Origin of the sequence: Citrobacter sp. Cb041 (genome assembly GCF_030336655.1) — a bacterium.
In the GTDB taxonomy this organism is placed as follows: Bacteria; Pseudomonadota; Gammaproteobacteria; order Enterobacterales; family Enterobacteriaceae; genus Citrobacter; species Citrobacter braakii.
This window is the reverse complement of record NZ_JAOWDD010000026.1, coordinates 61,333-85,841: the sequence shown is the minus strand read 5'-3', so window position 1 is coordinate 85,841 and position 24,509 is coordinate 61,333. Positions and strand designations below refer to the sequence as shown.

Below are 24,509 nucleotides of genomic sequence, written 5' to 3'. Positions count from 1 at the left end.
TTGTTCCGTGTCAGTGGAGGCGCATTATAGGGAGTTATTTCAGGCTGACAAGGGGAAATTTAAAATAATCTTCCGAGTGCGTATTTTTTATTCTTTGTGCTTATTTTGACAACGTTTTGTGGGTTAATTGGGCGATTTCCCGCGCGAAATCCGCGACCTGTTCCCAATCGGTATACACCACTTCTTTATTGGTATCTGTTTCACCGCCTGACATCTTCATTATCAGTTGGATCATAACGCGGTCATACCAGCGATAGCGTGGATACAGCAAAGCGCCAGCAATAACCGCACTGCGATCAGGCCGCCACGGCGAACTCATCAGGAACTTACGCGCATAACTGTTAGTTTGCGGCGTGCGTTTCTCCGGTTTACGGGCAACCAGGTTTACGGAGTAGAAGGCACTCGGCATCGCGTTCAGCCGCGTGGCATGCTTTTTCACAAACTCCTGAAAAGCTGCATGGTAATGACCATAGCGAATCGAGGCGCCAATCACCACGCTGTCATAATTTTGCCAGTCAGGCTCCGCGGTACGATGCAAATTAACGACATCCGCCCAAACGCCCAGCTCTTTGAGTTCAGAAGCCAGATACTCGGCGATTTCACGCGTTTGTCCGTCCCGGGAAGAAAAAAGAATCAGTGTTTTCACGTGTTACTCCATTATTCACGCCAGAAAGTAGGGGTAAAGAGTACCAGCAGGGTAAAGACCTCCAGACGACCAAACAGCATATTGGCAATCAGGATCCACTTCGCCACGGGGTTCATACTGGCAAAGTTGTCGGCAACAACCCCCAGCCCTGGCCCCAGGTTATTCAGCGTCGCCACAACAGAGGCAAACGCGGAGAAGTCATCAACACCGGTCGCAATAATCGCCAGCATACTGATAATAAAGACCAGCGCATAGGCAGAGAAGAATCCCCACACAGCTTCAAGGATTCGCTCCGGCAAAGCACGGTTACCCAGCTTGATACTGTAAACCGCATTCGGGTGGACCAGTCGTTTCAATTCGCGGTTACCCTGCTTAAACAGCAACAGGATTCGAATCACCTTCAAGCCACCGCCCGTCGACCCGGCACAGCCGCCAATAAAAGCAGAACATAGCAACAGCACCGGCAGGAACAGCGGCCAGCGGGCAATACTGTCCGTAGTAAATCCGGCGGTCGTCGCCATCGATACCACCTGAAAAAAAGCCTGGTTGATGGTCGTGAGTGCCGAACCGTAGGTATTGTGTATCCACAGCACCAGCGTACAGACAGCCACCAGCGTCAGCTGCACCCCAATGAACATGCGGAATTCTGGATCGCGCCAGTAGACCTTCAGGCTGCGACCGCTGAGTAAAGAGAAGTGCAGACCATAGTTACAACCGGAGATCAGCAAGAAGATAGCAATAATGGTGTTAATCGTGGGACTGTCGAAATACCCCACGCTGGCATCGTGTGTGGAAAAGCCGCCGATGGCTATCGTAGCAAAACTGTGCCCAATAGCGTCAAACGCGGGCATCCCGGCAAACCATAGCGCCAGCGCACACGCCACCGTCAGTAATACATAGATAAGCCACAGCGTTTTCGCCGTTTCGGCAATACGCGGACGCATTTTGTTATCTTTCAGCGGGCCCGGCATTTCTGCCCGGTAGAGCTGCATCCCACCGACGCCAAGAATAGGCAGAATAGCCACCGCCAGCACGATGATCCCCATCCCGCCGAACCATTGCAGCATCTGTCGATAAAAGAGGATAGCATGTGGCAATGAATCCAGCCCCACCAGCGTTGTCGCCCCCGTGGTGGTTAATCCGGAGAAGGATTCAAAAAAAGCGTCAGTTATCGTGAGGTTAGGGCTTTCCGCAAAGATGAACGGTAGCGCACCCACGCTACCCAGCACGGTCCAGAACAAAACGACAATCAGAAACCCTTCGCGCGATTTCAGCTCGCCCTTCTCTTTACGGTTTGGCCACCACAGCATGGAGCCGATCGCCAGAGCAACGAAGAAAGTTTGGGTAAACGCACGCCCTGCCCCATCGCGGTAGATGAGCGCTACCAGTCCGGGGATAATCATTGTCCCCGAGAATAAGATGACCAGTAGTCCAACGATTCGGGTGATGGCGCGAAAATGCATCTCTGCCGCTTCCTTAGTTCTTTAAAATGAGGTGGGGATTATTCTTCAATCGCTAACAATTGCAATGAACCACGACTAAAATCCGCCAGTTTTGCCGAAAATTCATCCACTTTGGCATAAGGAAGCGCCACCCTGAGCCGAACAAAAGCCTGGTAATCACTGGCAACAACTTTACCGTCAAACTGCCCCAGCAAAGCTTCAATGCCTGCCAGCTGACCGTACTCACACTGCAAAGTATATTCGGTTAATGGCGTCTTGCGCTGCGTCGTTAACTGACGCAACGCCTGATTCACGCCGCCACCGTAGGCTTTCACTAGCCCACCCGTACCCAGAAGGATACCGCCGTAGTAGCGCACCACCACCGCGGTAATCTCACCGATGCCACTCCCCATCAGCTGCGCGAGCATCGGTTTGCCTGCCGTACCTGCCGGTTCGCCATCGTCTGAAAATCCCAGCTGCTGCGAGTCATTGGGCGCGCCCGCCACCCACGCCACACAATGGTGGCGGGCGTCCGGGTGTTCCATTTTGACTGACTCAACAAACGCTTTCGCCGCTTCTACGCCGTCCGTATGGGCGAGCAGCGTAATGAAGCGGCTTTTTTTGATCTCTTCAACGACGCTTACCGGCGCCGCAGGGATTAGCCAACTGTCCATTACGCCAGTTTTAAATCCCGTGTCATGTTTTCGATATTGTTCTCGTGGACCACCACGTTATCTTCAATACGAATACCGCCGAACGGTTTCAGGGCTTCAATTTTCTGCCAGTTGAAGTGTTTGCTGAACTGCCCTTCACGCCACGGCGCCAACAGCGATTCAATGAAGTAGATGCCCGGTTCGATGGTCAGGACCATGCCCGGTTGCAGCACGCGGGTGCAACGCAGGTAAGGATACTTCGACGGCGCGGCCAGATGAGTACCGCTGTCATCTTGCATGAAGCCAGCGACATCGTGTACCTGCAGGCCCAGCGGGTGACCAATGCCATGCGGCATAAACGGCCCGGTAAGATCGTTTTCCACCATCGCCTCTTCACTCATATCGGTGATGATTTGATGCTTACGCAGCAGCTTCGCGATGCGCTGATGGAACTGAATGTGATAATCCACGTAGCTGGTGCCCGCTTTCATAGTGGCAATCAGCGCCAGTTGCTCGTCATTCACATCCTTCACCAGATGCGCATAGTCGTTGTCGCTTTTCGCCGACCACGTACGCGTCAGGTCTGCTGCATAGCCGTTGTATTCCGCACCGGCGTCCAGCAGGAAACTGCGGATTTCAGACGGAGCCTGATGATCCAGTCTGGTGTAATGCAGAACCGAAGCATGCTCGTTAAGCGCCACGATGTTGCTGTACGGCACGTCGGTGTCGCGATGACCGGTAGCAGTCAGGTAAGCGAGGTTGATGTCAAACTCGCTCATCCCGGAACGGAACGCTTCTTCCGCGGCACGGTGTCCATTCACCGCCATTTTCTGTGCTTCGCGCATACAGGCCAGTTCGTAATCTGTTTTGTAAGCACGATAATAATGCAGGTAGTCGATAACCCCTTTCGGGTTGATATTGCTGGCCGCGATGTCCAGCTGCAGCGCGCGTTCCGGAACCGGACCGATGTAACCGATATTGCCGCGAGCAGCAGGCAGTTGGCTACCGATACCATCAGCTTTTGGCAGCGCGATGATCTCAATTTCTTCCGTCCAGAAGGAGGTCGGCAGCGGCTCAACGTTGTGCCAGTAATCGACCGGCAGGTAGAACCACAATTTCGGCTTATTCACGCCATCCACCAGCAACCAGCAGTTAGGAACCTGCGTTACAGGCACCCAGGCTTTGAATTGCGGATTGACCTTAAACGGGTAGGGATGATCGTCGAGAAAGACGTTAACAAGTTCTCCTGAGTGAATAAGTAACGCATCCAGCTTGAAGCGCTCCAGCGCGTCGCGCGTCCGTTCTTGTAGGGTAACGATATGATTTTTATAGAGTGCGGCCAGTGATTCCATTTTCTATCCTTCTGTTTTTTTGACCTCAAGTGTCCGCATCTTAGCACATCGGTTTGTGAGTGCGTGATTTCTGCCGAGCGTGATCAAATCGTCATTTCTTTAATCATTCATTTGCATTTTATTAACATAAAACACACACTTCGGTTCATCTGGTATGACCAGATCACCTTGCGGATTCAGGAGACTGACATGCTTTACAAAGGCGACACCCTGTACCTCGACTGGCTGGAAGATGGCATCGCCGAACTGGTGTTCGATGCCCCAGGCTCAGTCAATAAACTCGACACGGCCACCGTTGCCAGCCTGGGCCATGCGCTTGACGTGCTGGAAAAACAACCGAATTTAAAAGGGCTGCTGCTGCGTTCTAACAAAGCAGCCTTTATTGTTGGTGCCGACATCACCGAATTCCTTTCACTGTTCCTCGTGCCTGAAGAGCAACTGAGCCAGTGGCTGCATTTTGCCAACAGCGTGTTTAATCGCCTGGAAGATCTGCCTGTTCCGACTCTCTCAGCGGTTAACGGCTATGCGCTGGGCGGCGGCTGTGAGTGTGTCCTGGCGACCGATTATCGTCTGGCTACGCCGGACCTGCGCATCGGCCTGCCGGAAACCAAGCTGGGCATTATGCCAGGCTTTGGCGGCTCCGTACGTATGCCACGTATGCTGGGTGCGGACAGCGCGCTGGAAATTATTGCTGCGGGTAAAGATGTGGGTGCTGAGCAGGCGCTAAAAATCGGTCTGGTCGATGGCGTAGTGAAGCAAGACAAACTGCTTGATGGCGCGATCGCGGTATTACGTCAGGCGATTAACGGCGACCTCGACTGGAAAGCCAAACGTCAGCCGAAGCTGGAGCCGTTGAAACTCAGTAAAATTGAAGCGGCAATGAGCTTTACCATCGCCAAAGGTATGGTGGCGCAGACGGCAGGTAAGCATTATCCCGCACCGATTACCGCGGTAAAAACCATTGAAGCAGCGGCCCGTTTTGGTCGTGAAGAAGCGCTGAATCTGGAAAATAAAAGCTTTGTTCCACTGGCGCACACCAATGAAGCCCGCGCACTGGTTGGAATTTTCCTTAACGATCAGTTCGTGAAAGCCAAAGCCAAAAAGCTCACCAAAAATGTTGAAGCGCCAAAGCAAGCGGCAGTGCTGGGCGCAGGCATTATGGGCGGCGGCATCGCTTACCAGTCGGCCTGGAAAGGCGTGCCGGTTGTCATGAAAGATATCAACGACAAATCATTAACGCTGGGCATGACCGAAGCGGCCAAGCTACTGAACAAACAGCTTGAGCGCGGCAAAATTGACGGTCTGAAAATGGCGGGCGTTATTTCCACCATTCATCCCACCCTCGACTATAGCGGTTTCGAACGCGTGGACGTGGTAGTTGAAGCGGTCGTAGAAAACCCAAAAGTGAAAAAAGCGGTACTGGCAGAAACCGAAGATCAGGTTCGCCCAGACACCGTACTGGCTTCGAATACTTCCACCATCCCAATCAACGAACTGGCCAGCGCGCTTAAGCGTCCGGAAAACTTCTGTGGGATGCACTTCTTTAACCCGGTGCACCGTATGCCGCTGGTTGAGATCATTCGCGGCGAGAAAAGCTCGGATGAAACCATCGCTAAGGTTGTCGCCTGGGCAAGCCAGATGGGCAAAACGCCGATTGTGGTTAATGACTGCCCTGGTTTCTTCGTTAACCGCGTGCTGTTCCCCTATTTTGCCGGTTTCAGTCAGTTACTGCGCGACGGGGCGGATTTCCGCAAAGTCGACAAAGTGATGGAAAAACAGTTTGGTTGGCCGATGGGCCCGGCTTATCTGCTGGACGTGGTAGGTATTGATACCGCGCACCACGCGCAGGCGGTGATGTCCGCAGGCTTCCCTCAGCGTATGCAGAAAGATTATCGCGATGCGATAGACGCCCTGTTTGATGCTAACCGTTTCGGGCAGAAAAACGGTCTCGGATTCTGGCGTTATAAAGAAGACAACAAGGGCAAGCCGAAGAAAGAAGAAGATGCCATCGTTGACGATCTGCTGGCAGAGGTCAGCCAGCCGAAACGCGACTTCAGTGATGAAGAGATTATCGCCCGCATGATGATCCCTATGGTCAACGAAGTAGTGCGTTGCCAGGAAGAAGGCATTATCGCCAGCCCGGCAGAAGCCGATATGGCGCTGGTGTATGGCCTGGGCTTCCCTCCGTTCCACGGCGGTGCGTTCCGCTGGCTGGATACGCTCGGCAGCGCGAAGTATCTTGATATGGCTCAGCAGTATCAGCACCTTGGTCCGCTGTATGAAGTTCCGGCCGGTCTGCGTGATAAAGCGCGCCATAACGAACCGTATTATCCCCAGGTTGAGCCAGCCCGCCCGGTTGGCAGCCTGAAAACGGCTTAAGGAGTCACAATGGAACAGGTTGTAATTGTTGATGCGATCCGTACCCCAATGGGCCGTTCGAAAGGGGGCGCGTTTCGGAACGTGCGGGCAGAAGATCTCTCTGCACATTTAATGCGTAGCCTGCTGGCGCGTAATCCGGCGCTGGAGCCAACCGCGCTTGATGACATTTACTGGGGCTGTGTGCAACAAACGCTGGAGCAGGGTTTCAATATCGCCCGTAATGCCGCGCTGTTGGCGGAAGTTCCGCACTCCGTTCCGGCCGTCACGGTCAATCGCCTGTGCGGTTCGTCCATGCAGGCGCTGCACGATGCGGCACGCATGATCATGACTGGTGATGCTCAGGCATGCCTGATTGGCGGCGTTGAGCATATGGGCCATGTGCCAATGAGCCACGGCGTTGATTTCCACCCGGGTATGAGCCGCAACGTGGCGAAAGCCGCCGGGATGATGGGCCTGACCGCGGAAATGCTCTCCCGCATGCACGGCATCAGCCGTGAAATGCAGGACGCTTTCGCCGCACGTTCACACGCTCGCGCCTGGGCTGCAACACAGTCTGGCGCTTTTAAAAACGAAATCATCCCGACCGGCGGTCATGATGCCGACGGCGTGCTGAAGCAGTTTAACTACGATGAAGTGATCCGTCCGGAAACGACCGTTGAAGCGCTCTCCACCCTGCGCCCGGCGTTCGATCCGGTTAACGGAACGGTGACTGCCGGTACCTCTTCTGCGCTCTCCGACGGCGCAGCAGCGATGCTGGTAATGAGCGAAAGCCGCGCCCGTCAACTGGGTCTGACGCCGCGTGCCCGTATTCGTTCGATGGCTGTTGTCGGTTGCGATCCGTCAATCATGGGTTACGGCCCGGTTCCGGCCTCAAAGCTGGCGCTGAAAAAAGCGGGACTCTCCACCAGCGACATCGGCTTGTTTGAGATGAACGAAGCCTTTGCCGCTCAGATCCTGCCGTGTATTAAAGATCTGGGGCTAATGGAGCAGATCGATGAGAAGATCAACCTCAACGGCGGGGCGATCGCCTTGGGTCACCCGCTGGGCTGTTCTGGGGCGCGTATCAGCACCACCCTGCTCAACCTGATGGAACGCAAAGACGTGCAGTTTGGTCTGGCGACGATGTGTATCGGGTTAGGTCAGGGTATCGCAACGGTATTTGAGCGAGTTTAATCAAAGCATGCCGGGGGCGCTTCGCTTGCCCGGCCTACGAAATGTTATCTCAAAGCCATTGGTGCCAGAACAAGGCGGCAAGCGAATGAATCCCGATGAGCTTACGTATAGTAAGTGATTCGGGTGAGTGAGCGAAGCCAACACAGTTATGGTGCCAATGGCGAAGAGAGAAAGTTTAGTTGCCGTTCTTCCCGCCTGTCAGGGGCGGGTTTTTTATTTCCCTGAACTACCACGCACCACTAACTGCACCGGCAGCAGCAGATTCTCTTCCTGATTTTCTTCCAGCAGTAAACGCAGCGCTTCACGCCCCAGCTGTTTTTTATCAACCGCAACGGTAGTCAGCGGCGGATGTGACCAGGCCGCAGCATCGATATCATCAAATCCCACCAGCGCAAGATCTTCCGGGATACGTATACCCTGCTGCGCACACACCTGCTGAACAACCATCGCTGCCGCGTCGTTATAGGCAAAAATGGCATCGGGCGGCTCTGGCAGTCTGAGTAGCTCATTAACCGCATCCACCAGAGATTGCTCGGTATCCAGCAGCGGCGGCGCAACGACGTCATACTCTGGCGGCATTAGCAAACGGGCTTCATACAATGCCTGACGGTAGCCCTTTTCACGCTGACGGATGCTGTAGTGCGCGAGCGTACTGGCAAGAAAAGCAATGCGGCTGCGGCCTTGCGCAATCAGATGTTGCGTGGCCAGATAGCCGCCCAGGGTATTGTCAGGATTCACGCAAGGCAGTCCTGGCGCCCAGAGATCCACCAGCACCAGCGGCAATTTCATCTGTTGTAGCAGCCCAAGCAACTCAGGTTCAAAAAATCCCGCGCAGATCAGCGCATCAGGCTGGTGCAGCATCACCTGCTCACTCACTGCATCGCCTGGACCAATAGAGAGAAAGCTCAGCGCAACCCCCTTTTCGCGACACAGATCTTCTATCCCCAGCAGCAGTTGAGAGTAAAACGGTAAAGCCCGGCTGATATTGTGCTGGCGATGCAGTAAAAACAGGACACGTTTGATTTTGTCTGCGCGCAGGCGAGAAAAATCATAACCCTGCTGCTGCGCCACTGAAATAATGCGCTGCCGGGTCTCTTCACGCAGCCCCGGTTGCCCTTTTAGCGCGCGGGAAACAGCGCCAACCGAGACGCCACAAGCGTCGGCAATGTCTCTGATACGTACAGGTTTCGTCATTTCAGTCTCATGGATTTACTGTGGCTTGTTGCGCCCCCAGCCATGCTGCGCCGCGTACGCCGCTGCTGTCGCCGTGGCGGGCCTGAACGATCGGTGTGCGGCACTGTTTACCAAACACGTACTTCGCCACTCGCGCCTGTAAGCCTGAGTACAGTAAATCGATATTGGATACCCCGCCCCCCAGCACGATAACATCGGGATCGAGCATATTTACCACACTCGCCAACGCGCGAGCCAGTTGATCGCAATAGCGTTCCCATAACAAACAGGCGTCTGCATCACCCGATGCTACCCGTTGCATAATTTGTGGCACACCCATATGTTGCGCGGTGTGATTCATATACTGGCGCTCCAGGCCACTACCCGAAATAAAGCTCTCAATACAGTTCAACTGTCCGCAATAGCATGTCACTTCAGCCCCGTCCCGAGATCCGTGGTAGCGCGGCAAGGCATTATGCCCCCACTCTCCGGCACAGGCGTTAGGGCCGGAGATCAACCGGTTCTCGATGCATAGACCACCGCCGCATCCGGTACCGAGGATCACGCCAAATACCACGCTATGCCCACGCCCACTACCGTCCATCGCTTCTGACAGGGTAAAGCAGTTGGCATCATTAGTAACGGGCACTGGCATTCCTAATGCACGCTCGAGATCTTGCGCAAAGGCCTGCTGATTCAGCACCAGAATGTTGGAATTCTTAATCAAACCTTCGCTATCCACCGCACCTGGCACCCCGACGCCAACCGATAAAGGCTGATTAATGGCCTGCATAGCCCTGGCTATCATCTCCGTCACGGCCTGGAAAAAATCACCGTAACGCTGCTTTGGTGTCGCGCATCGTTCGCGGTAAACAATTTCACCCGCGTTATCAATCACCACCGCTTCGATTTTAGTCCCGCCGATATCCAGTCCGAGCCTCATGGTTTTTCCTCATTTGCATCTCACAATGTGATGCGGTTTAGCTTGCCTATTTTGTTTACTAAACAAATGGAGATCTGTCACAAAAACTCAATTTATGTTTGAGTGACGGACATATGATGTTTACTAAAAAATAATTATGATGAGAAAGAGAGGCAATGACGCCGGGCCTGCGCCCTGCTAGTTGGAAGACAGATAATTGATGGATGCGCCGGAGGGCTCCGGCGCACAGCGCTTAAATAAACGCGAAAGCGTCGCCAAACAGGCGATCTTCACGCGCACTGCGTTCATTACAGAACAGATCGCGCGCGATTTTGGCCATTTCAAAACGACCGGCAATGTAGATATCGTGCTCAGCCAGGGTACCGTAATCCTGCAATACCGCCGTTAACACGGTTCCCGTACGACCACGCCAGCCGTCTTCTGGCTGTTCCACCACTGGCTCAACGCGCAGATTCGGGTGATTAACAGACAATGCTTCCAGTTCGGAGAGATCGTAGAGATGCTTCTCTTCGCGCCCACCCCAGTAAATGGTGATATCGCGGTTTGGATTACGCGCCAGCGCAGTAAGCAGAATGGAACGCACGTAAGAGAACCCTGTACCACCGGCAATCAGGATCAGCGGGCGCTCGTCTTCATCACGCAGCCAGGCTTCGCCATGCGGAATGTCGACCTTGATTTCCCGGTCTTTCAGAATGCGGTCCATCACAGCCATGGCATAAAGATTTAGCTCAGAGGCGCCAACGTGCAGCTCAATGAATCCTTGCTCGTCCGGCGTGGATGCCATGGAGAACGGACGCTTATCCCTTTCGTCCATCACGACCATTAAATACTGGCCAGCACGAAAGGAAAACGCCGCGTCTGGCACTAAACGAACGCGATATACGGTATCAGTGATAGCTTCTACCGAGGTCACTTTACAGCTTAAGGTTGTCATGCGCTCTCTCTGTCGGATCAATAGGCAAAACGATCGCGCCTCAGGCGCTTTTGCCGTCATTAAAGATGGCCAGTTCATCCCAAATTGCGTCAATACGCGCAGTTACTTCAGGATCTTTTTTAATCGGGCGTCCCCATTCGCGTTGGGTTTCGCCCGGCCATTTATTTGTGGCATCCAGCCCCATTTTTGAACCCAGGCCGGAAACCGGCGAGGCAAAGTCCAGGTAATCAATTGGCGTATTCTCTACCAGTACCGTATCCCGAGCCGGGTCCATACGGGTAGTAATTGCCCAAATCACATCATTCCAGTCGCGTGCATTGACATCATCATCGCAGACAATAACAAATTTGGTGTACATAAACTGGCGCAAAAACGACCAAACACCCATCATGACGCGTTTGGCATGACCAGCGTACTGTTTTTTCATCGTCACCACGGCCAGACGATATGAACAGCCTTCCGGAGGCAGGTAAAAATCGACGATTTCCGGGAACTGCTTTTGCAGAATAGGAACGAAAACTTCGTTCAGCGCCACGCCAAGCACCGCGGGCTCATCAGGCGGACGTCCGGTATAAGTAGAGTGATAAATCGCCTCTTCACGCTGGGTAATGTGCGTGACGGTAAAGACCGGAAAGCTATCTACTTCGTTGTAGTAGCCCGTATGATCGCCATACGGTCCTTCCGGGGCCAGCTCACCCGGTTCGATATACCCTTCCAGCACGATTTCAGCACTGGCGGGCACTTCCAGATCGTTGGAAATACATTTGACCACTTCGGTCTTGGTGCCACGTAACAGCCCGGCAAATGCGTACTCGGATAATGTATCAGGGACGGGCGTCACGGCCCCCAGAATGGTCGCAGGATCTGCCCCCAACGCCACCGAAACCGGGAAGCGTTCGCCAGGATGCGCCGCACACCACTCCTGGTAATCGAGTGCGCCGCCGCGGTGGGACAGCCAGCGCATAATGAGCTTGTTTTTGCCAATCAGCTGCTGGCGATAAATACCCAGATTCTGCCGCTCTTTATGTGGGCCACGCGTTACGGTTAGCCCCCAGGTAATCAGCGGTGCGGCATCTTCCGGCCAACAGGTCATAATCGGAATACGGTTTAAATCGACGTCATCACCGGAGTAGATTTTTTGCTGACAAGGCGCACCGCGCAACCGCTTAGTCGGCATGTTCAGCACCTGCTTAAACTGCGGCAGCTTATCAAACAGATCGCGGAATCCTTTCGGTGGCTCCGGCTCTTTCAAAAACGCCAACAGTTTACCGACTTCCCGTAGTGCCGAGACATCTTCCTGCCCCATCCCCATCGCAACACGCTTCGGTGTGCCAAACAGGTTACACAGCACCGGCATTGAATAGCCTTTAGGATTCTCAAACAGTAACGCAGGCCCGCCAGCACGTAGGGTGCGATCGGCAATTTCAGTAATTTCCAGGTGGGGATCCACCTCAAGCGAAATGCGTTTGAGCTCGCCCTGCTGTTCAAGCAGCGTCAGGAAGTCGCGTAAATCGTGATATTTCATGGCGTCCATTGTGGCCTCTTCGTAAGCGCTTCATTATACGGCGTTCATCATTGTGATGCTGTATTTTTGTTAAATTAGCGTGAACTCTGGCGATACATATAAGCCCTGGGAGTATATACCCGTTGGGTTTCAGCCTGCTTTGAGGCGGGTATAATTAACTTAACTCATGGCTTTTGCTATGCTAGCGCTCAGAACAAGCGAATAAGAGTTATTATGCAATCCTGGTATTTACTGTACTGCAAACGTGGGCAACTTCAGCGAGCCCAGGAACACCTGGAAAGACAGGCGGTGAACTGCCTGACGCCTATGATCACCCTGGAAAAAATGGTGCGCGGTAAACGTACCACAGTCAGTGAACCACTATTCCCTAATTACATGTTTGTCGAGTTCGACCCGGAAGTGATCCACACCACCACGATCAACGCCACGCGTGGTGTCAGCCATTTCGTTCGTTTTGGAGCGACCCCTGCGACCGTCCCATCCCCCGTTATTCACCAGCTTTCTATCTACAAGCCTGAAGGTATTGTTGACCCGCAAACCCCTCAGCCAGGGGACAGCGTGATTATTACTGAAGGGGCGTTTGAGGGACTGAAAGCGATCTTCACTGAACCGGATGGCGAAGCGCGTTCCATGCTGCTGCTTAACCTCTTGAATAAAGAGATTAAGCAGAGCGTTAAAAATACCGGTTTTCGAAAAATATAAGTCGTTTAGAAGGTCACTTCGAACAGCGTTCTGACGTTGGCATCAATGGTTGCTGACAGCCATTGAGGGTCTTCCCCACGCCAGTGAGCAATTCGCTCAAGAATATGCGGCAGGTGCGCCGGTTCATTGCGACGTGACGCCGGTTTAGGCGTTAAGTCGCGAGGGAGCAGGTAAGGTGCATCGGTTTCTATCAGCAGTCTTTCCACCGGAATAAACGGCAGCAGCTCCCGCAGTTCCATCCCCCGGCGTTCATCACAGACCCACCCGGTGATACCGATATAAAGCCCTCGGTCCACGCAGTCCTGCATCTCCTGGCGCGAACCGGTGAAACAGTGCAGCACCGCGCCAGGGAGGCTGTCCAGCCACGGCTCCAGCAACGTCAGAAAACGCTCATGCGCATCCCGACAATGCATGAAAATCGGCATCTGCAGTTCAGCAGCAATGCGCAGTTGCGCTTCAAAAGCACGTTCCTGCTCCTGCGGCGTGGAGAAATTGCGATTGAAATCCAGGCCGCACTCACCAATAGCGACTACCTTCGACTGGTTTGCCAGCGCGATGATCTCGTCTTCCGTTGAGGATTGCCATTGGCTGCTGTCATGCGGGTGCACACCAGCCGTGGACCAGCAATGCGGATAATGCTGCGCCAGCTTTAACGCCTGCTGGCTTTCGTGAAGGTTTGTTCCGGTCAGAAGCATACCGTTTACGCCCGCAGCAAAGGCGCGCGCCACGACCTCATCCCGGTCTTTCGCAAATTGTGAACTGGTTAAATTAACGCCAATATCAAACATGCTTCCTCCCATATGACAACCGCCCTGACGGGCGGTTGAATTTATTCTTCAGTTTTCTCGGTGGCTTCGGCTTCTTTTGCTTCTTCAGCCTCGTTGTCCTCATCTCTCGTACGTCGCTTACCGACATAGAAACGAGAGAAGAAAACACCCACCTCGAACAGGCAGTACATCGGTATTGCCAACAACGTTTGCGAGAAGACATCTGGCGGAGTCAGTAGCATCCCGACGACAAAAGCCCCCACCACAACATAAGGACGCTTTTTGCGTAAATCATCTGGCGTCGTAATGCCCATCCAGCATAGCAGCACGATGGCGACAGGCACCTCAAAAGAGACACCGAAAGCCATAAATAGCGCCATTACAAAGCTGAGATAGCTGGCAATGTCCGTTGATACCTGCACGCCTTGCGGAGCCGTGTTGGCCAGAAAACCAAACGCTAACGGGAAGACAACAAAATAGGCGAATGCCATGCCGATGTAGAACAACAACGAACTGGAAACCAGCAGCGGAACAACCAGACGGCGTTCATGTTTATACAACGCTGGCGCAATAAATGCCCACACCTGGTAGAGGATCACTGGCGCTGACAGGATCAGCGATACCATGAAGGTCAACTTGATTGGGGTAAAGAACGGCGAAGCCACATCGGTGGCGATCATCGTTGCACCCTGCGGCATCTGTTTAATCAACGGCGCCGCGACCATATGGTAAATGTCGTTGGCAAAGTAAACCAACGCCAGAAAGATCACGATTACCGCAATGATGCAGTTCAGGAGTCGCTTACGCAGCTCAATAAGATGCGTGATGAGCGGTTGGGTATCTTCTACAGCCATGTTTACGGTTTATCACTCGACGAGGGGGAGGATTCGGCAACAGGTGCGACAGCTTTCTTTTCTGCATCCATTAACGTAGCGGAAGTGTTTTCCGTTGGTTCTGGCGTTTTAGCACCCGTGGATTCCGGTTTTTGCTCCGGCGAACTGGCCTGGTTTTCAGCGGCAGCAGGGGTGACCCCTTCTCGCTGCACTTCAGCTTCTTTCACCACCGGATTATGGATAGTGTGCGCTTCATCGCTCTCTTTCTCAGGATCGTGCACACTGTAAGAACGCTTCATCGACTCTGCCGCTTCACGCAGCTCATCCATTGAGGCTTTCAACTCCGGGGTCAGATTTGTCAGGCTCGCTTTCTCTACTTTCTTCAGGCTGTCCTGAAACTCCTGAAGCTTAAGCTCCTGGGTCAGTTCATTCTGAACAGTAGTTGCCAGGGAACGCAAAGCACGAACCCAGCCAGCAACCGTTTTTACCGCTACAGGTAATCGTTGCGGCCCCAGGACGATGAGGCCGATCACGAACACCAATAACAGTTCGCTAAAACCGATATCAAACACGGATTATACCTGCTCTTTATCTTGGCTTTTGGCGTCTTCTTTTTTCACTTCGCCCTGCTTATCGGTAATGGATTTAGCAGTAAAATCAGCATCCTGGCTGGTTTTATCTTGCTTTGGCTCATCATCACCCATTGCTTTTTTGAAGCCTTTAATCGACGCGCCAAGATCGGAACCGATGGAGCCGAGTTTCTTGGTGCCAAATAGCAGTACAACGATGACGGCAATGATCAACAACTGCCAAATACTGATACCACCCATACATGTTCCTCTGTCATAGATGATGAATTAATAAGGCCGTAGTATACGTTACACGACCTGCCTAGGGCGATGAAAAATTCAGCGCATTTTGCGCCAGCCGATCAACCAGGCTAAGACGCCGCCGGCCATTAACCAGCCCGGCATAAGCCCCCACTCAGGACGGCTTACCAGCAGGAATGTTCCACTGAGCAACAATGTTGCACCAATGCCCAATAAATAACGGGATTGTCCCTGACGTACATGATTCGCATGAAGCTCGCGGGCAATCTTATCAACACTGTGCTGTAAATATTTGCCCTGGCGCAAACTGTCATACACCAGTTCAGGTATTTCTGGCATTTTTTCGACCCAGAACGGTGCTTTTTCTTTAAATGCTCTAACAAGCGCCGGAATACCGACCTGATCTTTGATCCAGGATTCGAGGAAAGGCTTGGCCGTTTTCCACAAATCTAACTGCGGGTAGAGCTGTCGTCCGACACCTTCAACGTACAGCAGCGTCTTCTGTAGCAATACCAGTTGAGGCTGAACTTCCATATTGAATCGGCGCGCTGTGTTGAACAGATTTAACAGCACATGGCCAAAGGAAATCTCCGCCAGCGGTTTTTCGAAAATCGGCTCGCACACGGTACGAATGGCAAATTCAAACTCTTCTACGTTGGTATCCGGCGGAACCCAGCCAGAATCCACATGCAGTTCAGCAACTTTGCGGTAGTCGCGGTTAAAAAACGCGATGAAGTTTTCAGCCAGATAACGCTTATCTTCTTTGTTTAAAGAACCCACAATCCCACAATCAATACCAATGTATTTCGGGTTTTCAGGATGCTCATAACTCACGAAAATGTTCCCAGGGTGCATATCCGCATGGAAAAAGCTGTCGCGGAATACCTGAGTAAAGAAGACCTGAACACCGCGTTCAGCCAGCAGCTTCATATTGGTGCCGTTCTTCTCAAGCGAGGTGACATCTGAAACGGGAATACCGTAAATGCGCTCCATCACCATCATGTTCTGACTGCAATAGTCAGAGTACACTTCCGGGATGTACAGCATTGGGCTGTCTTCAAAATTACGTCGCAGCTGAATCGCGTTCGCCGACTCGCGCAGCAGATTCAGCTCATCAATCAACGTTTTTTCATATTCACGGACCACTTCTGTTGGTCGCAGGCGGCGACCGTCTGGCATCAGGCGAGGTACCCAACGAGCAAGGCGGTAGATCAGTTTTAAATCCGCTTTAATTACCGGCAGTATGTCCGGGCGGATAACTTTGATCACCACCTCTTTCCCATTCGATTTCAGTCGCGCGGTGTGAACCTGAGCAATAGACGCAGATGCCAGCGGTGTGATCTCAAAATCATCAAACCATTCCTCGACGGGCAGCCCACCCATCGCCTCTTCGATTTGTTCTTTCGCTCTTTGCCCATCGAATGGGGCTACCCGATCCTGCAATAGCGCTAGCTGATCGGCGATGTGCGGCGGGAAAAGATCACGGCGGGTAGAGAGCATTTGCCCGAACTTGATCCACACCGGGCCGAGCTCCTGTAAAGCCAGTCTCAGCCGTTCTCCCAGCGGTTTGTCTTTATGTCGGTTGGGCATCCAGAACAGCGTGTAACGCCACAACCGGAGCGGCAGCGTGATACGCATTTTGGGGATGAGTTCATCAAGACCGTAGCTTAAAAAAGTGCGAATGATGAAATAAAGGCGCCGTACTTCACCTGGCGTCATTTGGCCTCCAGTTTTTCCAGCCGTTTGGCCAGAGATTCGACCGCACGCTCAACGGCTGCCGTTTCTTCTGCAAACCATGCAACCTCAAGCGGACCAGGAGCCATACGCCACTCTTCGGTGATCGCTTCGGCAACATAGCGCTGCTGGCGTTGAATGTTGTGGCACAGGAACTTCGCTCCACCACGCAAAACTTTGCTGACCCCTTCCGCGACGATATCGCCGGTATAAGGTGCTAACAGTTCTGCGGGATCAAACTCCGCCAGATCGGCCAACGCGACAAAATTCTGTACCACCTGGATATCGCCCTGAACCTCCAGCTCACCACTGCGGATAAGCGTGGTGAGTTGCTGCCGGTCGCGTAATTTCGGTAACACGCTGGCATGTGTGATTACGGTGCAATCGGCTTCGCCTTCCCATGCCCCCAGCACATCGACCTGGCACTCACTAAACACCAGCACTAACGGTGTTGAAAATCCTTTGAGCTCAACACGCAGCACTTTGCCCTGTAAACGCGTTCTGGCTGACTTGAGCGCAGGAGAACGATACAGAAAGGTGTTAAGCAAATTTTCAACGCCGGCGGTCACTAAGGGTTTTAAAGGCATCCCCAATCTCCTGTCAGAACTTGTAACCACGATGCAGCGCAACGACACCTGCCGTCAGGTTGTAGTAATCAACGCTTTCGAACCCGGCATCTTGCATCATTGCTTTTAAGGTGTCCTGATCGGGATGCATGCGGATGGACTCCGCCAAATAGCGATAACTGTCTGCATCGCTTGCCACCATAGAACCAATGCGCGGCAAAACGTGGAAAGAGTATGCGTCGTAGGCTTTACTCAGCGGTTCGATAATCGGCTTGGAGAACTCCAGCACCAGTAGACGTCCGCCCGGCTTCAACACGCGATACATAGATCGTAATGCTTTGTCTTTATCCGTTACGTTGCGCAGACCGAAAGAGATGGTGATGCAGTCAAACGTGTTGTCTGGGAAAGGTAATGCTTCCGCATTCGCCTGAACGTACTCAACGTTACCCACGACGCCGATATTACGCAGCTTTTCGCGACCCATTTTGAGCATTGAGTCGTTGATATCCGCCAGCACAACTTTGCCAGTTTCGCCTACCATGCGAGAGAATTTCGCCGTCAGATCGCCCGTACCGCCCGCCAAATCGAGAACGGTTTGCCCGCGACGCACGCCACTGCAGTCAATGGTGAAGCGCTTCCACAAACGATGAATGCCAAATGACATTAAGTCATTCATAACGTCATATTTAGACGCCACAGAATGAAAAACGTGGGCCACCATGTCAGCTTTCTGCTCTTTAGCGACGGTCTGAAAGCCAAAGTGCGTCGTTTCTTGTGAATTATCCACCATCTCAGTGCCTGCTCATCCAAAAAATGTTCAAGAAGTGTAACAGATTGGGCCAATTTGCCCTACCCTTCTGCCCGGTTCAACTACCCCAAACGGACTAGTTTGATTGCTGGTTTACCGCTTCATCATCAGGGTAAGGTTCATCCTGCTGCGTTTCAGGGACCGAACGCAAGCGGTACTCTTCATCCTGCGTAGTGGCTTGTTCAGCCAGTTCAGGATTAATCTCGCGCTTAATTTCCACGCCTAAACTGCGAAACGCTTCTGCCTGTGACAGGACGTTTCCACGGCCTGAAGAGAGTTTTTTCATCGCCTGTCGGTAGTTATCCTGAGCTTTATCCAGGCTTTGGCCAATTGCCGACATATCATCCACAAACAACCGCATCTTGTCATAAAGTTTGCTGGCCCGATCGGCAATCTGTTGCGCATTACGACTCTGATGCTCGTAGCGCCACAAGTTGGCAATCGTGCGCAATGCCACCAACAACGTGGTAGGGCTAACCAGCATAATGTTATTTTTAAGGGCTTCGGTAATCAGTTCAGGCTGTCTATCGAGCGCCAGTAAAAAAGCAGGCTCAACGGGGATAAACATCAGCACATAGTCAAGTGTGCGCAGCCCAGGAAGCTGCTGATAGTCTTTGCGCCCCAGCAGACGGATATGGTTTCGTACCGAGGCGATGTGCTCCTGCAACGCGCTCTCGCGGGTGTATTCATCTTCAGCATTAAAATAGCGTTCATAGGCGACCAGCGTCATTTTCGCGTCGATCACCACATCTTTGCCCTGCGGTAACCGGACGATAACATCTGGCTGCATCCGCGAACGGGCATCGTTCTCAATGCTGACCTGGGTTTCGTATTCATAGCCTTCGCGCAAACCGGAAGCCTCAAGCACCCGGGTGAGTACGACCTCGCCCCAGTTGCCCTGCGTTTTGTTATCGCCTTTTAATGCCCGCGTCAGGTTTACCGCTTCCTGCGCCATCTGCGCGTTCAGTTGCTGCAGATTACGAATTTCGTGCGCCAGAGTATGGCGTTCTTGCGCCTCTTTACCAAAGCTATCCTGAACCTGGCGTCGAAAACCGTCCAGTTGTTCGCGAAGCGGTGTAAGCAGACTGTTCAGGCTTTGGCGATTTTGCTCATCTACACGACGGTTGCTGTGCTCGAAAATACGGTTCGCCAGATTTTCAAATTGTTCGCTCAGACGCTGTTCGCTGTTGATCATCTGGCGGATTTTATCTTCCGCATGCTGCTGCGTCGCTTCCAGTCGGGTAGTGACTTCTCGAAGATCGGCTTCCAGAGAGGTGTTGATGCTGTGCAGACTGCGCAATTCGTTATTGAGTAGTTCGCACTCATCGCGCCAGTGGGCTTCCTGTGAGAGCTGCTGGCGGGCGGCGCTTAGCGCAATATCCAGTTCGCGTCGTTCTTCGATGAGGTCGGCACGGATCCGATCGGCGTGCGCTTTTGTTGCTAGCCACCCCACCAGCAGCCCTGCGGCTAACGCCAGCACGGCACTCATCATAATTGAAATATCCACAACGCCCCCTTACAGCAACGACTTACCCGCACAAAATAGAATTGTGCTGTATAAACGTCCAGTTTAAAAGGAATTTCCTGCGAGGCACTACGCAAAATAAAAAGGCCGAACGCGTCGGCCTTTTTGAATAGACGGGAGAATTACAGTAAACGACGCGCAGCTTCCACCACGATTTTCACCGCGTGGCTTTCTGTTTGTTTCATAGTTTCCGCATTAGGGATCTCTTGCTGAGTACGGTTCACGATAACCCCCGCGACCATACCAGCACGCAGACCCTGGCTTGCGCACATGGTGAGCAGCGTAGCAGATTCCATTTCGTAGTTCATGACACCCATAGACTGCCACTCTTCCATTGAGCCTTTGAAACGGCTCACTACGCGACCAGAGAAGGTGTCATAACGCTCCTGGCCCGGATAGAAGGTATCAGAAGACGCGGTAACGCCTACGTGGGTGGTGGCGCCGATAGATTTCGCCGCTTCCACCAGCGCGGTGGTGCACTCGAAGTCCGCGACGGCCGGGAATTCCATTGGCGCGAAGTGCAGGCTTGCACCGTCCAGACGGACAGATGCTGTGGTGACCAGTACATCACCTACGTTGATATGTGGCTGAATGGCGCCAGTCGTACCGATACGCAGGAAGGTACGAATGCCCAGCTGTGCCAGTTCTTCTACGGCAATAGAGGTTGACGGACCGCCGATACCGGTAGAGCACACGATCACGGCTTTACCATCCAGCTCAGCACGCCAGGTAGTGAACTCGCGATGAGATGCCAGCTTAACCGGCTTATCCATCAGCGCGGCGATCTTTTCCACACGCTCCGGGTCGCCAGGGACGATAGCGAGCTGAGCCCCTTGTAAATCATTCTTAGTGAGGCCGAGATGAAAAACATCAGACTTAGACATAAAAACTCCTCTGTGAATCGGTTTTGTCAGAAGAAGCAAAAACACACTTTACCGAAGGCATGAACATATTTTCGTGACAGTCATCACTATGATGTAAATCAATTGCATTCCATTACCACAAAATAGTGACTTGAATCACATAAATGATGCGATGTAAGGAAGCCCTGCACAAAAGATAGACCGTTTAAGGCAATGTGGTTCGTTGCATGTGTCTATAGTTAACAATGCGCTTTTTGGCTGAATATTTAAGGGTACGGAGAATACCATGACAACACGACAATCTGGCTTTGCACCTGCTGTATCTCCACCGACGTCTACCACGGTTCACACTCCGGATAACGCCATTATCGCCGGTGTAACGTCCATACCTTCACAAGGCGATGATATGCCAGCGTATCACGCACGACCAAAACAGTCCGATGGCCCGCTGCCTGTGGTCATTGTCGTGCAGGAGATTTTTGGCATTCATGAACACATTCGTGACGTTTGCCGCCGTCTGGCTCTGGAAGGGTATCTGGCTATCGCACCAGAGCTCTATTTTCGTGAAGGCGATCCCAATGACTTTGCCGATATACCTACGTTGCTCAGCAGCCTTGTCGCCAAAGTGCCTGACTCTCAGGTATTGGCCGATCTGGATCACGTCGCCAGTTGGGCTTCTCGTAACGGAGGAGATGCCCACCAGTTGATGATCACCGGATTTTGCTGGGGTGGACGCATCACCTGGCTATATGCAGCTCATAATCCGCAGTTAAAAGCGGCGGTAGCGTGGTATGGCAAACTGGTGGGCGATAAAACCCTCAACTCACCGAAACATCCTGTTGATATCGCGACCGATCTTAACGCCCCCGTTCTGGGACTTTATGGCGGCCAGGACACCAGTATTCCGCAAGATACCGTTGAAACAATGCGTCAGGCGCTGCGCGCCGCCAATGCAAAAGCGGAAATCGTGGTCTATCCGGATGCCGGACATGCCTTTAACGCCGATTATCGTCCGAGCTATCACGAAGAGTCCGCGAAAGATGGCTGGCTGAGAATGCTGGAGTGGTTCACACAATACGGCGGGAAGAAATAAACGTTAATTGCCCGGCGGCGACTACACCTTACCGGGCCTACAACTCTTGCTATTTCCTGTAAGCCGGGTAAGCGCTTGCGCTTCCCGGCCACCGGCACGGAATTACGCCTGACGCAGGTTCTGCGCGGCTTTGACCATGTTCGCCAGCGCGGCGCGGGTTTCCGGCCAGCCGCGCGTTTTCAGGCCGCAGTCCGGGTTGACCCACAGACGCTCGGCCGGAATACGCTGCTCGGCTTTCTTCAGCAGGGCTTCAATCCACTCCACGCTCGGGACGTTCGGCGAGTGAATATCGTATACGCCCGGCCCGATTTCGTTCGGATAGTCGAACTCTTCAAACGATTCCAGCAACTCCATATCAGAGCGTGAAGTCTCAATGGTGATCACGTCCGCGTCCAGCGCCGCAATGGAGTCCATGATGTCGTTGAACTCGCAGTAACACATGTGGGTGTGGATCTGGGTTTCATCCTTCGCCACCGCCGCGTTAATGCGGAAGGCTTCCACGCCCCACTCCAGATACGCCGCCCAGTCGCTGCGGCGCAGCGGCAGACCTTCGCGCAGTGCCGGTTCGTCAATCTGGATGATGCCAATACCCGCCGCTTCCAGATCCGCTACCTCATCACGCAGCGCCAGCGCAATCTGCTTAGCAATGGTTTCACGCGTCACGTCTTCACGCGGGAATGACCAGCAGAGAATGGTCACCGGACCGGTCAACATGCCTTTTACCGGTTTGTCGGTCAGCGACTGGGCATACTTCGCCCACTCCACGGTGATCGCTTCCGGGCGGCTGACATCGCCAATAACCACCGGCGGCTTCACGCAGCGAGAGCCGTAGCTCTGCACCCAACCATTCTGGGTAAAGACGAAACCGTCCAGGTGCTCGCCAAAATATTCCACCATGTCGTTACGTTCGGCTTCACCGTGCACCAGCACGTCAAGCCCCAGACGTTCCTGTTCAACAATCGCCTGTTTGATATGTTCCGCGATACCGGTGCGGTAGTTACCGGCATCCAGGTTGCCCTTTTTGAAGTCCAGACGCAGGCCGCGAATTTCCGTGGTTTGCGGGAATGAGCCGATAGTGGTGGTCGGCCATGCCGGCAGATTAAAGCGGGCACGCTGCGCTTCGGCGCGAACCGGGTAAGCGTTGGCACGTTGGCTGTCCTGGGCGGTGATCGCCGCCAGACGTTTTTCCACTGCGGCGTTGTGTACGCGGGTAGAGTGACGACGAGCCTGGATCGGTGCGCTCCACGCCACAATTGCCGCCGTATCACCGCTGTTCAACGCATCACGCAGCAGCGCCAGCTCGCCGCATTTTTGTAGGGCGAAGGCAAACCAGCTCTTCACTTCTGCATCAAGGCGGGTTTCCACGCTGAGATCGATTGGGCTGTGCAGCAAGGAGCAGGAAGAAGCTACCCACAGGTCACGTTTACCGACGATATCTTTAATTTGCGCGTATTTTTCGCTGAGATCGGCACGCCAGACGTTGCGACCGTTCACCAGCCCCGCTGACAGCAACCAGTCAGCAGGCAGACGCTTGTGCAGCTCGGCCACATCATCTTTACCGTGCACGAAGTCAACGTGCAGCCCCTGCACCGGCAGCGCGGTAATGGTATCCAGGTTTGGCGTTACGCCTTCGAAGTAGGTGGTCAGCAGCAGCTTTACCTGACCCGTCAGCGCGTCATAAGCCGGTTTGAAGGCGTTCAGCCAAACCTGAGGCAGCTCCAGCACCAGAGCCGGTTCATCAATCTGCACCCACTCAATACCGCGTTTCGCCAGCTCAGCCAGCACCTGCTGGTAAACCGGCAGAATATCGTTCAACAGGCTCAGGCGGTCAAACTGTTCGCCTTTTACTTTCCCCAGCCACAGATAAGTTACCGGTCCCAGCAGCACAGGTTTCACCTTGTGACCGAGCGCCAACGCTTCATCCACTTCATCCAACAGTTGGGTCCAGGTCAGTTTGAACTGCTGACCTTTGGTGAACTCTGGCACCATGTAGTGATAGTTGGTGTTAAACCATTTGGTCATTTCTGCCGCCGCCGCGGGCTCCCCGGTTGGTGCGCGGCCACGGCCAATGCGGAATAAGGTATCGATATCGACCGAGCCGTCTTTATTTTGATGACGAGCCGGAACGTTGCCGAGCAGCAGGCTGGTGGTCAGCACGTGATCGTACCAGGCAAAATCGCCCACCGGCAGCAGGTCAACGCCCGCCTGCTTCTGCTGATCCCAGTGACGGGCACGCAGCTCGCGGCCAACGGTTAGCAAATCTTCACGGGAAGAATTTCCCGCCCAGTAGCTTTCTTGCGCTTTTTTCAGCTCGCGACGCAGGCCAACGCGAGGGAAACCGAGGGTGTGATTAAGTATTGTCATTTTTCTTCCTCTAATTATATGTAAATCCTATTGATTTTTAATTTAGGGAAGGTGGCAAGTTTATTCATCCCAGGAGCTTACTGAAGTAAGTGACCGGGGTGGAAAAATACAGCCAACGCACCATAAATTTAAAAGACGAAGGATTTTAGCCATCCAGATGTTTACACATCCATAATTGACAGTTACTGTATATTCCTCAAGCGC

General features: G+C 53.2%; 22 protein-coding genes. 4 read left to right on the top strand and 18 right to left on the bottom strand.

Annotated elements, in window-relative coordinates; all coding sequences use genetic code 11:
- Positions 1-100 precede the first annotated feature (100 nt).
- Genes hemG through pepQ form a run of 4 tightly spaced genes read right to left on the bottom strand, consistent with a single transcriptional unit; the run spans position 101 to position 4,093 of the window.
- Positions 101-646 carry a menaquinone-dependent protoporphyrinogen IX dehydrogenase gene (hemG, locus tag OGV52_RS02055; RefSeq protein WP_016155152.1) on the bottom strand — a complete coding sequence of 182 codons (546 nt, stop codon included), beginning with the start codon at positions 644-646 and terminating at the stop codon, positions 101-103.
- An 11-nt stretch (positions 647-657) separates the two neighbouring features.
- A complete protein-coding gene (gene trkH / locus OGV52_RS02050; RefSeq protein ID WP_003017848.1) occupies positions 658-2,109 on the bottom strand; it encodes a Trk system potassium transporter TrkH in 1,452 nt (483 codons plus the stop codon).
- Positions 2,110-2,147: 38 nt separating this feature from the next.
- Positions 2,148-2,762: an IMPACT family protein gene (locus OGV52_RS02045; protein WP_047499555.1), complete on the bottom strand. Its 615-nt coding sequence runs from the start codon at positions 2,760-2,762 to the stop codon at positions 2,148-2,150.
- On the bottom strand, positions 2,762-4,093 hold the full coding sequence (gene pepQ / locus OGV52_RS02040; protein ID WP_016155150.1) for a Xaa-Pro dipeptidase: 1,332 nt from the start codon (positions 4,091-4,093) through the stop codon (positions 2,762-2,764). Before pepQ ends, OGV52_RS02045 begins: the two co-directional genes overlap by 1 nt.
- Positions 4,094-4,282: 189 nt before the next feature.
- Here pepQ and fadB point away from each other — a divergent pair, with 189 nt between their 5' ends.
- Together fadB and fadA are read left to right on the top strand one after the other, a co-directional pair.
- Entirely contained in the window at positions 4,283-6,472 is a 2,190-nt protein-coding gene (gene fadB, locus OGV52_RS02035) for a fatty acid oxidation complex subunit alpha FadB (RefSeq protein WP_200052417.1), read from the top strand.
- A 9-nt stretch (positions 6,473-6,481) separates the two neighbouring features.
- Complete coding sequence (gene fadA, locus OGV52_RS02030; protein WP_016155148.1) at positions 6,482-7,645, top strand: acetyl-CoA C-acyltransferase FadA; 1,164 nt, start codon at positions 6,482-6,484, stop codon at positions 7,643-7,645.
- Positions 7,646-7,858: 213 nt separating this feature from the next.
- On the opposite strand, the gene OGV52_RS02025 is transcribed toward fadA, so the two are convergent.
- The 4 genes from OGV52_RS02025 to ubiD all read right to left on the bottom strand — a co-directional run bounded on the left by OGV52_RS02025 (position 7,859) and on the right by ubiD (position 12,229).
- Positions 7,859-8,839 (bottom strand): LacI family DNA-binding transcriptional regulator, encoded by a 981-nt coding sequence (locus OGV52_RS02025; protein WP_019078421.1) that lies wholly within the window; start codon positions 8,837-8,839, stop codon positions 7,859-7,861.
- Between the two features lie 7 nt (positions 8,840-8,846).
- Positions 8,847-9,761: an ROK family protein gene (locus tag OGV52_RS02020; RefSeq protein ID WP_200052416.1), complete on the bottom strand. Its 915-nt coding sequence runs from the start codon at positions 9,759-9,761 to the stop codon at positions 8,847-8,849.
- Positions 9,762-9,993: 232 nt separating this feature from the next.
- Positions 9,994-10,695, bottom strand: a complete 702-nt coding sequence (gene fre / locus OGV52_RS02015) for an NAD(P)H-flavin reductase (RefSeq protein WP_003828903.1) — start codon at positions 10,693-10,695, stop codon at positions 9,994-9,996.
- Positions 10,696-10,735: 40 nt separating this feature from the next.
- On the bottom strand, positions 10,736-12,229 hold the full coding sequence (gene ubiD / locus OGV52_RS02010; protein ID WP_016155145.1) for a 4-hydroxy-3-polyprenylbenzoate decarboxylase: 1,494 nt from the start codon (positions 12,227-12,229) through the stop codon (positions 10,736-10,738).
- 204 nt (positions 12,230-12,433) lie between these two features.
- Here ubiD and rfaH point away from each other — a divergent pair, with 204 nt between their 5' ends.
- Positions 12,434-12,922 carry a transcription/translation regulatory transformer protein RfaH gene (rfaH, locus tag OGV52_RS02005; RefSeq protein WP_047358740.1) on the top strand — a complete coding sequence of 163 codons (489 nt, stop codon included), beginning with the start codon at positions 12,434-12,436 and terminating at the stop codon, positions 12,920-12,922.
- Positions 12,923-12,927: 5 nt separating this feature from the next.
- Here the strand turns inward: rfaH and tatD are convergent, their stop codons facing one another.
- From tatD to udp, 9 genes are all read right to left on the bottom strand, one after another.
- Positions 12,928-13,710 carry a 3'-5' ssDNA/RNA exonuclease TatD gene (gene tatD / locus OGV52_RS02000; protein ID WP_141876187.1) on the bottom strand — a complete coding sequence of 261 codons (783 nt, stop codon included), beginning with the start codon at positions 13,708-13,710 and terminating at the stop codon, positions 12,928-12,930.
- 41 nt (positions 13,711-13,751) lie between these two features.
- On the bottom strand, positions 13,752-14,543 hold the full coding sequence (tatC, locus tag OGV52_RS01995) for a Sec-independent protein translocase subunit TatC (protein ID WP_016155142.1): 792 nt from the start codon (positions 14,541-14,543) through the stop codon (positions 13,752-13,754).
- Positions 14,544-14,545: 2 nt separating this feature from the next.
- Positions 14,546-15,094: a Sec-independent protein translocase protein TatB gene (tatB, locus tag OGV52_RS01990; protein WP_287107996.1), complete on the bottom strand. Its 549-nt coding sequence runs from the start codon at positions 15,092-15,094 to the stop codon at positions 14,546-14,548.
- A gap of 3 nt (positions 15,095-15,097) precedes the next feature.
- Positions 15,098-15,352 (bottom strand): Sec-independent protein translocase subunit TatA, encoded by a 255-nt coding sequence (gene tatA / locus OGV52_RS01985; RefSeq protein ID WP_003017888.1) that lies wholly within the window; start codon positions 15,350-15,352, stop codon positions 15,098-15,100.
- A 78-nt stretch (positions 15,353-15,430) separates the two neighbouring features.
- Positions 15,431-17,071, bottom strand: coding sequence for a ubiquinone biosynthesis regulatory protein kinase UbiB (ubiB, locus tag OGV52_RS01980; protein ID WP_016155140.1), 1,641 nt, complete (start codon positions 17,069-17,071; stop codon positions 15,431-15,433).
- The gene (gene ubiJ, locus OGV52_RS01975; RefSeq protein WP_287107995.1) at positions 17,068-17,673 is read right to left on the bottom strand and encodes a ubiquinone biosynthesis protein UbiJ; all 606 of its coding nucleotides are present in this window, start codon (positions 17,671-17,673) and stop codon (positions 17,068-17,070) included. The genes ubiB and ubiJ overlap by 4 nt, the downstream gene beginning before the upstream one ends.
- 13 nt (positions 17,674-17,686) lie before the next feature.
- On the bottom strand, positions 17,687-18,442 hold the full coding sequence (gene ubiE, locus OGV52_RS01970) for a bifunctional demethylmenaquinone methyltransferase/2-methoxy-6-polyprenyl-1,4-benzoquinol methylase UbiE (protein ID WP_003017897.1): 756 nt from the start codon (positions 18,440-18,442) through the stop codon (positions 17,687-17,689).
- 94 nt (positions 18,443-18,536) lie between these two features.
- Positions 18,537-19,967 carry a DNA recombination protein RmuC gene (gene rmuC, locus OGV52_RS01965; protein WP_019078423.1) on the bottom strand — a complete coding sequence of 477 codons (1,431 nt, stop codon included), beginning with the start codon at positions 19,965-19,967 and terminating at the stop codon, positions 18,537-18,539.
- A 140-nt stretch (positions 19,968-20,107) separates the two neighbouring features.
- Entirely contained in the window at positions 20,108-20,869 is a 762-nt protein-coding gene (gene udp, locus OGV52_RS01960; RefSeq protein ID WP_006686084.1) for a uridine phosphorylase, read from the bottom strand.
- A gap of 265 nt (positions 20,870-21,134) precedes the next feature.
- Here udp and OGV52_RS01955 point away from each other — a divergent pair, with 265 nt between their 5' ends.
- Entirely contained in the window at positions 21,135-21,941 is an 807-nt protein-coding gene (locus tag OGV52_RS01955) for a dienelactone hydrolase family protein (RefSeq protein ID WP_016155137.1), read from the top strand.
- A 102-nt stretch (positions 21,942-22,043) separates the two neighbouring features.
- On the opposite strand, the gene metE is transcribed toward OGV52_RS01955, so the two are convergent.
- Positions 22,044-24,305 carry a 5-methyltetrahydropteroyltriglutamate--homocysteine S-methyltransferase gene (gene metE / locus OGV52_RS01950; RefSeq protein WP_047499558.1) on the bottom strand — a complete coding sequence of 754 codons (2,262 nt, stop codon included), beginning with the start codon at positions 24,303-24,305 and terminating at the stop codon, positions 22,044-22,046.
- Positions 24,306-24,509 lie beyond the last annotated feature (204 nt).